Origin of the sequence: Rahnella sp. R3(2024) (assembly GCF_042920125.1) — a bacterium.
GTDB lineage: Bacteria > Pseudomonadota > Gammaproteobacteria > Enterobacterales > Enterobacteriaceae > Rahnella > Rahnella rivi.
Genome location: NZ_JBHGBU010000002.1, coordinates 517,397 through 532,807 on the forward strand (window position 1 = coordinate 517,397; position 15,411 = coordinate 532,807).

Annotated in this window: 11 protein-coding genes; 5 read left to right on the top strand and 6 right to left on the bottom strand. The window is 56.7% G+C overall.

Annotated features, from left to right (window positions below):
* Positions 1-29: 29 nt before the first annotated feature.
* Positions 30-1,685: an alpha,alpha-trehalase gene (locus tag ABSH60_RS22810; RefSeq protein WP_136374673.1), complete on the top strand. Its 1,656-nt coding sequence runs from the start codon at positions 30-32 to the stop codon at positions 1,683-1,685.
* A 118-nt stretch (positions 1,686-1,803) separates the two neighbouring features.
* On the opposite strand, the gene ABSH60_RS22815 is transcribed toward ABSH60_RS22810, so the two are convergent.
* Entirely contained in the window at positions 1,804-2,724 is a 921-nt protein-coding gene (locus ABSH60_RS22815) for a hypothetical protein (RefSeq protein ID WP_390976342.1), read from the bottom strand.
* Positions 2,725-2,987: 263 nt separating this feature from the next.
* On the bottom strand, positions 2,988-3,980 hold the full coding sequence (locus ABSH60_RS22820; protein ID WP_390976344.1) for a nitrilase-related carbon-nitrogen hydrolase: 993 nt from the start codon (positions 3,978-3,980) through the stop codon (positions 2,988-2,990).
* A 112-nt stretch (positions 3,981-4,092) separates the two neighbouring features.
* Here ABSH60_RS22820 and ABSH60_RS22825 point away from each other — a divergent pair, with 112 nt between their 5' ends.
* Positions 4,093-4,962 (top strand): LysR substrate-binding domain-containing protein, encoded by an 870-nt coding sequence (locus ABSH60_RS22825; protein WP_390976346.1) that lies wholly within the window; start codon positions 4,093-4,095, stop codon positions 4,960-4,962.
* A 33-nt stretch (positions 4,963-4,995) separates the two neighbouring features.
* Here the strand turns inward: ABSH60_RS22825 and ABSH60_RS22830 are convergent, their stop codons facing one another.
* From ABSH60_RS22830 to ABSH60_RS22845, 4 genes are all read right to left on the bottom strand, one after another.
* Positions 4,996-8,061, bottom strand: a complete 3,066-nt coding sequence (locus ABSH60_RS22830) for an efflux RND transporter permease subunit (RefSeq protein ID WP_390976348.1) — start codon at positions 8,059-8,061, stop codon at positions 4,996-4,998.
* Entirely contained in the window at positions 8,058-9,194 is a 1,137-nt protein-coding gene (locus tag ABSH60_RS22835; protein WP_390976350.1) for an efflux RND transporter periplasmic adaptor subunit, read from the bottom strand. Before ABSH60_RS22835 ends, ABSH60_RS22830 begins: the two co-directional genes overlap by 4 nt.
* A gap of 119 nt (positions 9,195-9,313) precedes the next feature.
* Positions 9,314-10,483, bottom strand: a complete 1,170-nt coding sequence (locus ABSH60_RS22840; RefSeq protein WP_390976352.1) for an ATP-binding protein — start codon at positions 10,481-10,483, stop codon at positions 9,314-9,316.
* Complete coding sequence (locus ABSH60_RS22845) at positions 10,480-11,175, bottom strand: response regulator (RefSeq protein WP_056773946.1); 696 nt, start codon at positions 11,173-11,175, stop codon at positions 10,480-10,482. Before ABSH60_RS22845 ends, ABSH60_RS22840 begins: the two co-directional genes overlap by 4 nt.
* 126 nt (positions 11,176-11,301) lie before the next feature.
* Here ABSH60_RS22845 and ABSH60_RS22850 point away from each other — a divergent pair, with 126 nt between their 5' ends.
* The 3 genes from ABSH60_RS22850 (at position 11,302) to ABSH60_RS22860 (ending at position 15,389) form a co-directional block, all read left to right on the top strand.
* Positions 11,302-12,090 (top strand): MipA/OmpV family protein, encoded by a 789-nt coding sequence (locus tag ABSH60_RS22850; protein WP_390976354.1) that lies wholly within the window; start codon positions 11,302-11,304, stop codon positions 12,088-12,090.
* A gap of 422 nt (positions 12,091-12,512) precedes the next feature.
* Complete coding sequence (locus ABSH60_RS22855) at positions 12,513-13,898, top strand: diaminobutyrate--2-oxoglutarate transaminase (protein ID WP_056773953.1); 1,386 nt, start codon at positions 12,513-12,515, stop codon at positions 13,896-13,898.
* An 18-nt stretch (positions 13,899-13,916) separates the two neighbouring features.
* Positions 13,917-15,389 (top strand): pyridoxal-dependent decarboxylase, encoded by a 1,473-nt coding sequence (locus tag ABSH60_RS22860; RefSeq protein WP_390976356.1) that lies wholly within the window; start codon positions 13,917-13,919, stop codon positions 15,387-15,389.
* The last annotated feature ends 22 nt before the right edge of the window (positions 15,390-15,411 follow it).

The window sequence follows — 15,411 nt, forward strand, 5'->3', positions numbered from 1 at the left end:
CTTTTCAGCAATGCAGAGGCTTGTAGCATATGGAAAATACACAATTTCCGATGAAGGAAGCGAATGAAACTGAGGTGGCAGACGATCGCCTGACTGAGCTTGAACCCATTGAACTGATCCTCGAAAGGATGATGGACGCCGAGCCGGAACCGGAAATGATCGAAGGCTTGCCGCACTCGGATGCGCTGACGCCCGCTGACCGTTATCTCGAACTGTTTGTGGCGGTACAGTCCTCGCACCTGTTTGAAGACAGTAAAACCTTCCCCGACTGCCCGCCGAAAATGGATCCGCTGGACATTTTATTGCGCTACCGCCGGATCAAAAACCATCCCGGATTCAATTTGCAGCGTTTCGTGGATGCCCACTTTTCGCTGCCCGCCAACCACAGCGACGAGTATGTCAGCGATCCGGGCGATTCCCTGAAAGAACACATCGACAAACTCTGGCCTGTCCTCACCCGTCAGCCGGAAGATCATGTGCCCTGGTCCTCGCTGCTGCCACTGCCGCAGGCGTATGTCGTGCCGGGCGGGCGTTTCAGTGAAACCTATTACTGGGATTCCTACTTCACCATGCTCGGTCTGGCGGAAAGCGGCCGTAACGATCTGCTGCGCACCATGGCGGATAACTTCGCCTGGATGATCGAGATTTATGGCCACATCCCTAACGGTAACCGCACCTATTACCTCAGCCGCTCGCAGCCGCCGATCTTTGCGCTGATGGTGGAACTGTTTGAAGAAGACGGTGTGCGCGGCGCAAAACGTTATCTCGATCATCTGCTGATGGAGTACGAATTCTGGATGGACGGCGCCGAGTCGCTGACGCCGAATCAGGCCTATCGTCACGTGGTCTGCCTGCCGGATGGCACGCTGCTCAACCGTTACTGGGATGACCGTGATACTCCGCGAGATGAATCCTGGCGGGAAGATGTGGAAACCGCCAGGCTGTCGAGCCGCCCGGCAAACGAAGTCTACCGCGACCTGCGCGCAGGGGCAGAATCCGGCTGGGATTACTCCTCGCGCTGGCTGCGCGACGCCGACCGCCTCGCCAGTATCCGCACCACGCAGTTTATTCCGGTCGATCTCAATGCGTTCCTGTACAAACTGGAAAGCGCGATCGCCAATATTTCCGGGCTGAAGGGCGATAAAACCACTCAGGTCCGTTTTCGCGAAAAAGCCGAGGTGCGTCGCGAGGCCATCAACCGCTATCTGTGGGATGAAGACGGCGGGTGCTTCCGCGATTACGACTGGCACCAGCAGCACATGGCGCTGTTCTCTGCGGCAAGCGTGGTGCCGCTTTACGTCGGGCTTGCCACGCACGCGCAGGCGGAACGGCTGGCGACCGCGGTGCAGGAACGTCTGCTCACGCCGGGCGGTATTCTGGCGACGGAATATGACACCGGCGAACAATGGGATAAACCCAATGGCTGGGCACCGCTGCAGTGGATGGCCATTCAGGGCTTTAAACTTTACGGCAATGACGCGCTCGGCGACCAGATTGCCCGCAGCTGGCTGAAAACCGTAAACCAGTATTATCAGCAGCATCATAAACTGATCGAGAAATACCATATCTCCGGCGACGCCTCACGGGCGGGCGGTGGCGGCGAATATCCGCTACAGGACGGCTTCGGCTGGACGAATGGAGTGGTTCGTCGGTTGATTGGTTTGTATGGTGAGAATTACGAGTAACCGCTGCAAATAGCAACCGACATTTAAAAAAAATGTTTCACTCCCGGAAAATAATGATTCCGGGAGTGAGTAGACGCAACAAATTAATATTGCACTTTAATATTAATCAGAACAGAATTTAACTCTGCGGATAATCAGAAAGCTTGATGTTATTAAAGTCATCTGATGCTGACGCGGTGAAATCACCATAGTTACCTTGATCATCAATAATACGGAATGTGACCGGATATTCAAACGTTTCCACTGAAGGATTCGCCGTGTCTTTAATAGACATCCGGGTGAAACAGACCGTGCCCGCGCGGTTATTTACCTTGATTTCATAACTGTCTGTTGCCGTTGCAGACTGATAGGTAATTGTCTGTTTTTCCGCACTGTCCAGCGGCCAGGCAAATTGCTGAACGCAACGGATTGGCTCATTGTAAAGTGCAAACATATTGAGAACACCATAATTCCACTCAACAGAAACAATCGGATTACCATTTTTCAATGTTAGATAGTAATTATCCTGATCCATCGTCACGCCATCAGCGAAAGGCTTCGAGTTAGAGGTGTTCTCATATACGAAATTAACATCCGCTACAGTATAGGAAATTGGCGCTGTGCCACGACAACTGACGTGACTACTAAAAGGGTCTGTAATAGTGGTGACAAGCGACTCATCAGGCATGAGAACAGAGGCGCCGATAGAGACAGGCTCCGCCACCACGGTACTCACCCAAAAACTGAAAGACTGAACGCCAGACAATGGACCGGCTCCCGAGACGGCTGTCGCAGGGGAGACAGGATTATTATTCGGTTTTGCTGATTTTCTAAAAGACCAGTCGTAAACAAAGCGGTCGCTTTTATTAGAGTCGATTAAATTCAGATGGTTAATATCAAATTCTGTCAGCTGAACCGGATAGCCTTTAGCATCGACAACTTTAATATCGACAATGACTTCAATCTGTTGATTTCCATTCGCCGTGACAGTCGTTGAACTTTCACCAGAAGGCAGTCTTACTGCAAATTCTTCAACTTTAGACCATGTTGATCTGGACATAGTGATTCCTTTGTTAGCGTTAATAGTAGATTGAAATGAAACAGGCACAACATTTGATGGGTGCAAATTACTACCGGAGAAGTTTAAGAACTAATGATTACGCAACACAAAAATAATCATCAAACTAAAAATAACAAATCCCGAATTAATCACGATGAAAAAAAATAACAACGATCTGATTGACGCATCATTTATTTATAAAATAAGGTCACAATGTGACTGACACGGCAAAAAGAAAGGGTATTGCAATGTCCTGTCAATCATCATTCCTGCTGTTTTATTCCCGGCAGCGCTTCTGAGAACCGCACCGTTATCGCATCGCGCTCATAGCCCTGACGCTCAGTCAGGATCTTATACAGCTCGGGACGGCGTCCTGACATCCAGCGGCGCCCGGTACACATGGGAATTAATGAGAGATCGAGCTCCGCACACACCATCGCGTCAGCCGCTGCCCAGGTTTCCCGCACAATGCGGCCATACGGGTCGAGGATCATCGCATTACCGGTGCGCACTTCGTCATCGTCAGCCCCGACGCCATTGCTGAACAGAATAAACAGCCCGTTATCATGCGCGCGGGCAGGGAGCCAGCGCATCAGCCATTCACGACCGCTGGGGCCTTTAAACGCTGCGGTGATTTCGGCCTTGCGCTCAGCGCGTTGCGCCCAAAGTTCCAGAGGGATCGGCTTCATGCCATGCGGGCTGCGGGAATGCGTTCCGCCGGTCTGATGCGGGGCCAGCAGAATATCCGCGCCGAGCAGCGCGGTGGCACGCACGTTTTCCACCAGATTATTATCCCAGCAGATCAGAATGCCCACCTTCACGCCCCACGGCGTATCAAATACCGTAAAGCCCTCGCCGCTGCTGATTGCCGGATGTTCAAAGGCGTGCAGCTTGCGGTGGGTATGCAGCGAACCGTCCGGCATGCAGGCCACGTAGGCGTTATAGAGACGCCCGTCCGGGGCGCGCTCGATCAATCCCGTGCCAATCAGCATCTGATGTTTCATGGCAAGGGCGCGGATAAGGCCGACAGACGGGCCGGTTTCCACCGGTTCCGCCAGCGCTTCTACGCCTGCCACGCTGAGTTTTGGCACATGCCAGTAGCCCGTGATACACATCTCGGGAAACGCGAGGATTTTCACCCCTTCAATGGCCGCCTGGCCGATAAATTTCTCCATCATCATCAGGTTATATTTCTTGTCACCCGCCTGATGCTGGAACTGAATCACTGCTGTCTTGATTAACTGTTCTTCATGCATCACTGTTCTCCGGTCGTTTCAGGTTTATCTGTTGACGCTGGTATTACAGCAATGACATTGATAACTTTATAATGAATGATTTTCCATCCCTGATAACCAACCGGAATGACAAATGAACCTTCGTTTACTTAACGCTTTTGTGGTTCTGGCTGAAAAACAGAATTACGCCAGCGCCGCCGACCTACTTTCCATCTCTCAACCGGCGCTGACCAAGCAAATAAACCTGCTGGAATCGATGCTCAGTGTGACGCTGTTTGCGCGCGGAAGGCACGGCACATGCCTGACCGCCGGAGGGAAATTACTCCTCCCGCAAGCGCAGAAAGCCCTCAGGCAAACCGCCGTGTTTTTACACCACGCCGATCAGGTCGCCAGAGGCCGCGAAGGGGTGATTGCCGCCGGATTCGGGCTGTCGAGTTTTCTCTTTGCGCCTCAGTGCATTGCACGATTCAGGTCGGAATATCCGGGGGTGGCGTTCACCCTGGAAGATCTGCCTTCCGCTAAGCAATACGAAATGCTGCAAACCGGCGAGTTGCAGGCAGGCTTTGTCCGCACCCCGGCGCCCGCACAACTCAGCTATCACACCTTGTTTGAAGACCGGCTGGTGTTAATCACACCTCATAAAAACGAACTGAGCGCCGCAGAGTGGCTGAAAAAATTGCCTTTACTGCGGCTCTACAATGAACGCGGGCGCGGTCTGAATGCACAGACCGACCGCTTTCTTGAAGAAAACCGGCTTGAGGTATGTGCCACGCAGCAGGCGGAAGATATCCAGACGCTGGTGGCGCTGGTGATTGCCGGCATTGGCGTGGCGCTGTTACCGCAAAGCGTCACGCACATCGCACCGCCGGGGCTGAACATTCTGCCGCTGACCGGCAGCGCAACCTGCTGGGAAGTGGGGATCGCGTGGGACCCGCAGACCACGGATGTCATCCGCGATAATTTTGTGAAGATGGTGAACGCCTGCGTGGCTGAAAGCGAGTAGACACCGCAGCCCCTTCGGCGGGGCTGGCTTCTTTCACGATGGCTTATTCTTTCCTTCCATTTCCATCACCAGGCTCATTGCCGCAGGCAGCACCGTCAGCGTTACCAGCGTGGCGACCATCAGTCCGCCAATGATCGCGAAGGCCATCGGCCCCCAGAATACCTGGTGGGAAATCGGGATCATCCCGAGGATCGCCGCGCAGGCGGTCAGCAGGATAGGGCGGGCGCGGTGTGAGGCGGCGGCGATAATCGTGGCGTTGTTCTCCATGCCGTTGCGGCTGTTGTGATCGACTTCATTAATGAGGATCACCGCATTGCGGATAATCATCCCCGCCAGAGCAATCACCCCCAGCAGCGCGACAAATCCCATCGGCGTGCCGGTCGGCAGCATCGCCAGCACAATGCCGATCAGCCCAAATGGCGCCATCATTAACGCCAGCAGCATGCGGGAAAAACGCTGAAGCTGGATCATCAGCAGGATAAGCATCGCGCACAACGTCACCGGCAGCATGGCGTACACCGAACGGTTGCCCTTGTCTGATTCAGCCACCGTACCGCCTTCCTCAATGTGATAACCGGCAGGCAGTGAGGCCTGCAGGCGCGACACCTGCGCAGACAGTTGCCGGGAAAGCGTCTCTGCACTCATGCCCGGCGCGAGATCGGTTTGCACCGTGATGAACGGCAGCAGCTGATACCGCCAGATCACCGGTTCATCAATGCCCCATTCCGGCGTAGCGACCTGCGCCAGCGGGATTTTTGCTCCGCCGGAAGTGGTCAGCATCATGCCTGAAATCGTGTCAATGTCCTGACGCTCTGCGTCGTTGCCGCGCATGATCACGTCCACCAGCCGGTTACGATCCCGCACCGTGGTGATGGTGCTGCCGGAATAGAGGGTGTTGAGCGTTTCCGCCAGCGATTCGGAAGAGACGCCCGCAGCCCGTGCGGCAGTCTGGTTGACGCGCAGGGTAATGGCGCGCTCCGGCTCGCCCGCGGTGAGGTTCACCTCGCGCGCGCCGGGGTTATTTCCGGCCAGGGTCGCCAGCTGGCGGGCGATGGTCTGGACTTTGGCATAATCCGCGCCGCTGACCCGATATCTCAGCGGCCAGCCAACCGGCGGGCCCAGCTCCAGCGGTGAAACGCGGGTGGTCAGATCGCTGAAATGGCGCGCCAGCTCGGTTTCCAGTTGTTGCCGCAGGCGGTCACGCGCCTCAAGATCTTTGGCGACCACCACCAGCTGCGCCGTATTTTCATTGTCGCTCAGCACATCCATCGGCAGATAAAAACGAATCGCACCGCCGCCCACATAACTGGAGTAGTGATCGACGTTGCGGTTTCCGCGCAGGGTGCGCTCCAGTTTTTCGGTCTGCCGCGCGGTTTCTGTCTGCGACGCATTTGCCGGTAACGTCAGGCTGACCAGCAATTCAGGGCGATCGGAGGCCGGAAAGAATTCACCCTGCATAAACGTCGTGCCGTAAAGGGCAATCAGCAGCGCCGCCACCGCGCACGCCACGGTCAGCAGGCGGTGACGCAGCGCAGTAAGCAGTAACCGCTGATAAAAACGCATCAGCCTGCCCGGTCCGGCGTGAGGATGTTTTACCTGCGAGGAAAGCAGCCAGGTGCCCATCAGTGGCGAAAACAGAATCGCCACCACCCACGAGCTGAGCAGGGAAATCAGCACCACGGCAAACAGCGATAAACAATATTCTCCGGCGCTGGAGGCAGCAAACCCCACCGGAATAAAGCCGGCGATCATCACCAGCGTGCCGGTCAGCATCGGGAATGCGGTGGTTTCGAAAGCATAGGTGGCCGCGCGCCAGCGGCTGTCGCCCGCTTCAAGCCGTGACACCATCGCCTCCACGGTGATCATCGCGTCATCCACCAGCAGGCCGAGCGCAATGATCAGCGCGCCGAGGGAGATGCGTTGCAGGCCGATATTGGCCAGCAGCATGCCGGTGAAGGTCATCGCCAGCACCAGCGGGATCGCCGCCGCCACCACCAGACCGGCGCGGGTGCCCAGCGACACAAAAGACACCGCCAGCACGATGGCAATCGCCTCGAGCAGCACCCGCACAAATCCGCTGACCGCCTGCGCCACCACGGCGGACTGATCGGCGACTTTGGTCATTTCGATCCCGTGCGGCAGGCGTTTGCCGATATCGGTCATCTGCTGGTTAACCGCCTGGCCGAAGTCTGTCATGTTGCCGCTGGCGGCCATCGATATCGCCAGACCAATGGCGGGCTGGCCGTTCACCCGAAAGGCGAGGGCAGGCGGCGACTGACTCTGGCGGCTGAGGGTGGCGATATCGGTCAGCGGAATATAGCGGTCGTTGATATGCAGCGTCACATCGCGCAGATTTTCTTCCGAATTCAGCGCGCCGCTGACCCGCAGCGAAATATTCTCTTTGTCACTGCGTATTGTTCCGGCGGGCACCACCGCATTCTGTGCTTTCAGCGCACTGGTCACCTGCTGTAAATCAATTCCCATTCCGGCCAGCTTACGCGGCGAAAAGGCGATGACGATTTGCTCTTCCTGTTCACCGAGCAGACTGACTTTGCCGATGTCCGGCACGGACATCAGGCTGCGGCGGATCCCTTCCACCTGATCGCGCAGCTCCCGCATGCTGTAACCTTCTGCGGTAAACCCGTAGAGGGTGCCAAAGGTGTCGGCGAACTCATCGTTGACCGCGACGGCCTGCACGCCCTGCGGCAGTGACGGGCTGATATCCTGCATTTTTTTACGGACCTGATACCAGATATCTGCCACCGCGGCGGGCGGCGTGTCGTCGCGAAGATTGACCATAATGATCGTCTGCCCGGCGCGGGTTTCGCTTTGCACGTAATCCAGATGTGGCGTCTCCTGAAGTTTTTTCTCCAGCGGATCGGTGAGCAGGCTGACCGTGTCATGGACGCTGGCACCCGGCCACTGCGCCGAGACCACCGCCGTTTTTATGGTAAACGCCGGATCTTCGTTGCGCGGCAGATTCTCATAACTGAGCACGCCCGCCACCATGATCATCAGCATGAAAAAGATCATCAGCTGCTGATGCCCCAGCGCCCAGCCGGAAAGGTTAAACGTCTCTTTAAGGGAACGCGGGCTCATGGATTGCTCTCCTGAGCGATGACTTTTTCACCCTGACGCAGTTTGCTGACGCCCGCGGTGACCACCGCGTCTCCGGCGACGATCCCGGCGCAGACAGAGATGTCATCGGTGGTGTAGCGGCCAAGAGTCACTTCGCGCAGTTGCAAACGCTGGCTCGCGCGGTCAACCACAAACACCGCCGGTTTATTGCCAATGCGGGTGAGGGCCGAGGCGGGCAGGGAAATCATCGTCTGGCCGGATTGCTGCCACGCGCCCTGAACGCTGGCACCCAGCGCCATGGCCGGTGGCGGATTATCCAGCGTCACCCGCACCCGCCAGGTGCGGGTTTGTGGATCGGCCTGCGGGCTGATGTCGCGCAGATGCCCGGTCGTGCGAACGGCGGGATCGGAGAGCAGGGAAACGGACACCGCGCTCTGTTGCGTCAGGGCTTGCGGTGTGGCGACGTTAAACACCGCATCGCGTGCGTTGCTGCCTGCCACTGTCACCACCGCCTGACCGCTGCTGACCACCTGGCCCGCAGAGGCGCTGACGGCGGTGATCACGCCGTCGTCCGGGGCGGTCAGCCGCGTCCATGCCAGATTATCCTGCGCCGTTTTCAGGCTGGATTCGCTGCTCTGACGGCGCGACAACGCGGCCTGCCAGTCTGACTGCGCAGTATCAAACTGTGCGCGGGATATCGCCCCTTGCGGCATCAGCAGTGTCATCCGATGCAGATTCAGCGCCGCCACCCGTTCGGCGGCGCGTGCGCTGTTCAGATCGGCCCTGGCGCTGCTGAGCTGATTCTGGCTGGTATCGCTTTCCTGCGTGGCCAGTAACTGCCCGGCGCGCACGTGGTCACCCACGTCAACGGCGCGGCTGAGCAGACGTCCGTCTTGCCGGAAACTCAGCGTGACGTCGTCATGAGCGCGGATTTCACCGGTTTGCAGCAGGGTGCTGGCCCCCGAAGGGGCAGGCGCGATGATAAACCGCACCGGCCGCACAGGGGCTTCAGATTTTTTCTTCTGATCATGACAGGCGGTGAGCGCTAACCCGAGCGGGATCAGCAGCAAAAAAGGCCACAGGGCGCGCAGGCGTTGTGAGCCGGTGAGGTGGCAAATGGCCCGGCTGGCGTAATCGGTGAATGTGTCTGTCATGACCCGGTTCCTGAATTGAGATGGCGCTATTCAAACCGGGTTATGTCCAGATTCCCTGTATGTTTCATCAAGGAAAATTCAAGACGGGCAATTTATTTGCCCGTCTTGTTGAAAACGCGTCAGGCGTCAGGAAGGAATACTGAAATTTGCAGGCCGCCGCTGTCCGGCAGGGTAGCGCGGATGGTGCCGCCGTGCGCCACGCAGATCGCCCTGGCGATTGACAGCCCCAGCCCGCTGCCGCCGGAATCGCGGGCGCGCGAGGATTCTGCGCGGGTGAAACGCTCGAACATATCAGGCAAAAAGCCCGTCGTGACGCCTGGCCCGAAGTCACGAAACGCAATCTCTATCCCGCCCGCCAGCTTGCGGACGTTCACCTCCAGACGCGCGCCTTCTGCGGCGTAGCGCAGGGCATTCTCCATCAGGATGGTGAACACCTGCGCAAGGCGGAACGGATCGCCGACGCAGGTATAAGGCTGTGACGGGTTTATCTCAATCGCCATGCCCGCCGCTTCGGCCTGCGGTTTAAGCCAGGCGGCGCGTTCGAGCAGCAGATCGGTGAGATTAAGCGTGACAGGCGTCAGCTGGAGTTGTCCGGCGTCGGCCAGCGAAAGCAGGTGAAGTTCGTCTGTCAGACGGCTGAGGTGGCGAAGCTGCTTCATCACCATATTCAGCTGCTGAGGTTCCGGCTCAAACACACCGTCGATCATGCCCTGCAACCGGCCAATGGCGGCGGTCAGCGGCGAGCGTAATTCATGCGCCATCGCCACATGGGAGGCCCGCAGTTCACGATCGTAACGTTCCAGTTGCCCGGTCATGGCGTTAAAGTTTTCCGTCAGCTGGATAAGCTCCGCCGGTGCCTTTTCCACCTTTTCAGCGCGCGTGCTGAATTCCCCGCGCGCCACCGATCCCGCCGCCGCCGCCAGCCTGCTCACCTGCGCCGAAAGCGGGCGCGCAGCGCGCAACCCGAGTACAACGATAAAAGGAATGACGGTCAGCACCAGCACGCCGACGGTGATCCAGTCCGAAGACGCAATGCTGGGATCGGAGTAGCGGATCCCCCAGCGCTCATCGACAATCTGGTGAAAACGCGCCAGATTCAGCGCGGGCTGTTCGCGCAGCAGGGCAAACTCCTCTCTCATCGAGACAGGCATATGGTGGAGGATCCATAAATTCTGGATGACAAACCTCAGCCACATGCACAAGGCGATAAGCACCACGGATCCGATCGCCAGCGTCAGAACACGCAGGCAGATCCAGCGCCACAAAGACTGATGTTGTGGCTTTTTCATGGCTGTCTGAACCTGTAACCGATACCGCGCACGTTGATCAGGACATTCAGAATGCCTGCCAGCTCAAGTTTTTTACGCAGGTTATAGATGTGGGTATCCACCACGCGCTCCAGCGCTTCGCTTTCCGGCAGGCAGCGTTCCAGCAGTTGCTGACGGGTAAAGGGGCGCGTGGGGGCGCCCATCAGTATCACTAACAGCGCGAATTCAGTGGGCGTCAGCTCGAGGCTTTTCGGCATGCCGTCAGCGTCAGTCACCGTGGTGGTGAGCGATTCGGTATCCACCTCAAGCCCCTGCCAGCGCAGGAGTTCGGCCTGCCGGGTTTTCGGTGCGGCACGGCGCAGAACGGCCTGAACGCGCGCCACCACTTCGCCGGGATTATAAGGCTTCACCACATAATCATCCGCGCCGTAACGCAGCGCGCCAATGCGGTCAGGCGCATCGCCCATGGCGGTGACCATAATCACCGGCGTATCACGGGTACGGCGCAGGGTCGAGAGCACTTCAGTCCCGTTCATGCCGGGCAACATCACGTCGAGCAGGATCAGATCAGGCTTCCAGCTGCTTACCATCTCCAGCCCCAGCAACCCGTCGCCCGCCACCTTCACCTCATAATTTTCACGTTTCAGGTAGGCCTCAAGAACGCCCGCCGCATCGGCATCATCTTCTATAACCAGCACTCGTTTAGTCTGCATTGAGGTGACCTTGACAGTTTCTTCATAATTCCCAAGCAGTTTATTGACACTGCCTCTCCATACTTCCCGCTTCGGACGTGCCCTGAACCCCTTCCTGGCCGTCAAACATCGGGTAACGAGGAATTCATGATAACCAGAAAACTGATCATGCACATGACATGTGTTGCATTCACCACCACCGCAACGGTCGCCTGGGCAGAAGACAGCAGTACACCGGCGTCAAGTGTCACGCTCGGCGTCGGCGTGCAGAATGCGCCGAAATACAGCGGTTCAGACAAGCGCCACACGCTCATAGCCCCGGTGATTCAGGCGCGCGACGGCGCGTTTTTCTTCGACGGCCTGAAAGGCATCGGCTACGACCTGCAAAGCGATAACGGGTTATATCTGGAGCACACTTTGGGTTACAGCCTCGGACGAACCGAAAAGGACTCCACCTGGCGAGACGGTTCAAAAGAGCTGAAGGGCATGGGCTCCATCAAAGCGGCGATGAACACCTCCGTGGCGGTTGGCTGGCAGGCCACCAGCTGGTTTTCGCTGGAGGGGAAAGCCACCTTGCCGCTGACCGACGGGCAGGGCGGACAATATCAGGCATCGCTGACGGTGCTGCCGTGGCAGGACGAGACGGATACCGTGGCGCTGCAATCGGCGGCGCTGTTTGGTGACAGCCGTTACATGCAGACGTTTTACGGGGTGAACAGCGCCCAGAGTGAACGCAGCGGTTATGCACGCTATCAGCCGGGCGGCGGGTTTTACGGCATCAATACGAATTTAACCTGGAGCCATCAGTTTTCACCGCACTGGGCGACGGTGTTAATCGGCGGATATACCTGGCTTGACGATCACGCCGCCGACAGCCCGATTGTGTTTCGCCGCAATCAGGCCACCGCCTCCGCGGCGCTGCTCTACACCTTTTAACCCTCCGGACAGAGCGCAGGATGAATATCGATACACGGGTTATACTGCTTATATTGCTGCTGTATGCGCTCTTAAACAGCGTATTTTTTGTCTTTTTCCGCGCCTGACAGACAGGGGGGTTCCCCCCCTTTTATCGTCGTCAGGCCTTCTGAATACCGCCCTCCGGCGGTGTCTGCCTGCCCATTTAACAGCAATTTAGTGCCTTATTAATGCCCGCGTAACAGAGTTATGGCAGCATTATCGGTCATAAAATCAGCATGTTATTGATTCATATGAAAAAGAATAAACAATTCTATACAAAATAAGTTATTGAGCCGGGGGCAAAAAAGCCATATATTGGCCGCGTTTTTTCACGGTAGTGACTTCTTTTATTCAATTATTCAACTTAGGCGTTAGCGATAACCCCCGGTTGTAGGAGAGATATGATGACGGATAAAGTCCGTATTGATAATTTAGGTGCGAATTCATTAAATGGAAACAATGAAACCTATTTGGCAAGACAAGCTGAATTTGAATCGAATGTCAGGAGTTATCCACGTAAGTTACCGTTAGCGATTGCGAAAGCCAACGGCGTGTGGATCACCGATGTTGAGAATAATCAATATCTTGACTGTCTGGCAGGCGCAGGAACGTTAGCGCTTGGACACAACCACCCTGACGTGCTGCAAAGCATCCAAAATGTCATTACCAGCGGCTTGCCGTTACATACACTGGATCTGACAACCCCGTTGAAAGATCAGTTCTCTGAATATCTGCTTTCTTTATTGCCGCAACAGGGCAAAGAGTATTGCTTACAGTTCACCGGCCCGTCTGGCGCCGATGCGGTGGAAGCCGCGCTGAAACTGGCAAAAAAATACACCGGACGTTCCGGCGTGATCAGCTTCTCCGGCGGCTATCACGGCATGACCCATGGCGCACTGGCGGTAACAGGTAACCTGTCTCCGAAAGAAGCCGTCAACGGCATGATGCCAGAAGTGCAGTTTATGCCTTATCCGCACCAGTACCGTTGCCCGCTGGGCATTGGCGGTGACGCTGGCGTTAAAGCATTAACCTATTACTTCGATAACCTGATCAATGACGTCGAAAGTGGCGTACGCAAACCTGCGGCCGTCATTCTGGAAGCCGTTCAGGGTGAAGGCGGCGTTAACCCGGCTCCTGCCGAATGGTTACAGCGCATCCGTAAAGTCACTCAGGAACACGGCATTCTGTTGATCCTCGACGAAGTGCAGGCGGGTTTCTGCCGTACCGGCAAACCATTTGCCTTCGAACACGCGGGCATTGAGCCGGACATCATCGTGATGTCGAAAGCGGTCGGCGGTGGCTTGCCACTGGCTGTTCTGGGTATCAAAAAACAGTTCGATGCATGGGCACCGGGTCACCATACCGGCACGTTCCGTGGCAACCAGCTGGCAATGGCGACCGGCCTGACCACGCTGAAGCATCTGAAAGACAACAACATCGCAGGCAAAGTCGCTGAACAGGGCGAATGGCTGAAAGGCAAACTGGCCGAGATGCAAAAACGTTACCCGGTCATCGGTAATGTGCGCGGCCTGGGCTTAATGATCGGTATCGAGATTGTTAAACCTGACGAAGCGCAGGATCACATGGGTTGTTACCCGGCCGATGGCGATCTGTCCGCCCTGTTGCAGAAAAAATGCTTCGAAGCGGGCCTGATCCTCGAGCGCGGTGGCCGTAACGGTTGCGTTCTGCGCCTGTTGCCTTCCCTGCTGATCACCAATGATGAGCTGGGTATTTTCCTCGATAAGTTTGAGCAGGCGCTGTTAGCGGCTGGCGTCAAACCTGTCTGAGCGGAGTAAGAGATTCTGATGTCCGAGTTAAACCCGATTCTGGCAGGCTCAGCGCAAAGCACTGAAGCCTACCAGCAGGCCATTGCACAGAGCAGTGAAGCTGTTGTGCAGTGGCTGCAACAACCTGAGATGTATCAGGGCAAAACCGTTGCTGAGCTGCGTGAACGTATCAAACTGGACTTCAATCCAAACGGCCTGGGTAACCAGGCCGCGATTGAACGCGCCATTGAATACTTTTTAAAAGACAGTCTGTCTGTGCACCACCCGCAATGTGTTGCGCATTTGCATTGCCCGAGCCTGGTGGTAAGCCAGGCCGCGGAAGTGCTGATCAACGCCACTAACCAGAGCATGGACTCCTGGGACCAAAGCCCGTCAGCCACCATCATTGAGATGAAGCTGATCGAATGGCTGCGCACTCAGGTAGGTTATCAGGCTGGCGACGCGGGCGTGTTCACCAGCGGCGGCACCCAGAGCAATCTGATGGGGCTGATGCTGGCGCGTGACGCCTTCTTCGCCCGTCAGGGACACTCTGTGCAGCAGGACGGCCTCGTCGGCAACCTGCGTAAAATTAAGGTGTTATGTTCTGAAAATGCACACTTCTCCGTGCAGAAGAACATGGCATTGCTCGGCCTCGGCTATCAGTGCGTGACGCTGGTGAAAACCGATGAGTTTGCCCGTATGGATCTCAACGATTTGCGCGAGAAAGTGGCACAGGCGCAAGCCAATGGCGATCAGATCCTGGCCATCGTGGCGACTGCCGGTACCACGGACGCCGGTGCGATCGACCCGTTGCGCGCTATCGCTGAACTGGCGGCTGAGCATCAGATTTGGGTTCACGTGGATGCGGCGTGGGGCGGTGCTCTGTTGCTGTCCGAAAAATACCGCGACTATCTGGATGGCATCGAGTTAGTGGATTCCATCACGCTGGACTTCCACAAACAGTTCTTCCAGACCATCAGCTGCGGCGCGTTCCTGCTGAAAGAAGCGCGTCACTATGAGCTGATGCGTTATCAGGCGGCTTACCTGAACTCTGAGTTTGACGAAGAGGCGGGCGTGCCAAACCTGGTGTCTAAATCACTTCAAACCACCCGCCGTTTCGATGCACTGAAACTGTGGATGGGGCTGGAAGCGTTAGGGCAGAAACAGTACGCCGCGATCATCGATCACGGTGTGACGCTGGCACAGGACGTCGCGCTGTATGTGACGTCTGAAGCCGCGCTGGAACTGGTGATGCAGCCACAGCTGGCAAGCGTGCTGTTCCGCTACCGTCCTGAACAACTGGCAAACAGCAGCGATGCCGCTGTCGCCCTGCTGAACCAGAAGATCGGCGATGCGTTGCTGGATTCAGGCCGCGCCAACGTGGGTGTCACCGAGCATAACGGCGTGACCTGCCTGAAGCTGACCCTGCTGAACCCGACCGTCACGCTGGACGACGTCAAAGTTCTGCTGGCGCTGGTAGAGAAAACGGCGCAGCAACTGCTGAACGCGTAAGGTTTAGTTCCGCGGTAAAAGC

What these genes read in the sequence shown, in the direction of transcription:
- ABSH60_RS22860 (WP_390976356.1), top strand. Translation starts at nt 13,917, where the DNA reads ATGTCCGAGTTAAACCCGATTCTGGCAGGCTCAGCGCAAAGCACTGAA.
- ABSH60_RS22855 (WP_056773953.1), top strand. Translation starts at nt 12,513, where the DNA reads ATGATGACGGATAAAGTCCGTATTGATAATTTAGGTGCGAATTCATTA.
- ABSH60_RS22845 (WP_056773946.1), bottom strand. Translation starts at nt 11,175, where the DNA reads ATGCAGACTAAACGAGTGCTGGTTATAGAAGATGATGCCGATGCGGCG.
- ABSH60_RS22820 (WP_390976344.1), bottom strand. Translation starts at nt 3,980, where the DNA reads ATGCATGAAGAACAGTTAATCAAGACAGCAGTGATTCAGTTCCAGCAT.
- ABSH60_RS22815 (WP_390976342.1), bottom strand. Translation starts at nt 2,724, where the DNA reads ATGTCCAGATCAACATGGTCTAAAGTTGAAGAATTTGCAGTAAGACTG.
- ABSH60_RS22835 (WP_390976350.1), bottom strand. Translation starts at nt 9,194, where the DNA reads ATGACAGACACATTCACCGATTACGCCAGCCGGGCCATTTGCCACCTC.
- ABSH60_RS22825 (WP_390976346.1), top strand. Translation starts at nt 4,093, where the DNA reads ATGAACCTTCGTTTACTTAACGCTTTTGTGGTTCTGGCTGAAAAACAG.
- ABSH60_RS22850 (WP_390976354.1), top strand. Translation starts at nt 11,302, where the DNA reads ATGATAACCAGAAAACTGATCATGCACATGACATGTGTTGCATTCACC.
- ABSH60_RS22840 (WP_390976352.1), bottom strand. Translation starts at nt 10,483, where the DNA reads ATGAAAAAGCCACAACATCAGTCTTTGTGGCGCTGGATCTGCCTGCGT.
- ABSH60_RS22810 (WP_136374673.1), top strand. Translation starts at nt 30, where the DNA reads ATGGAAAATACACAATTTCCGATGAAGGAAGCGAATGAAACTGAGGTG.
- ABSH60_RS22830 (WP_390976348.1), bottom strand. Translation starts at nt 8,061, where the DNA reads ATGAGCCCGCGTTCCCTTAAAGAGACGTTTAACCTTTCCGGCTGGGCG.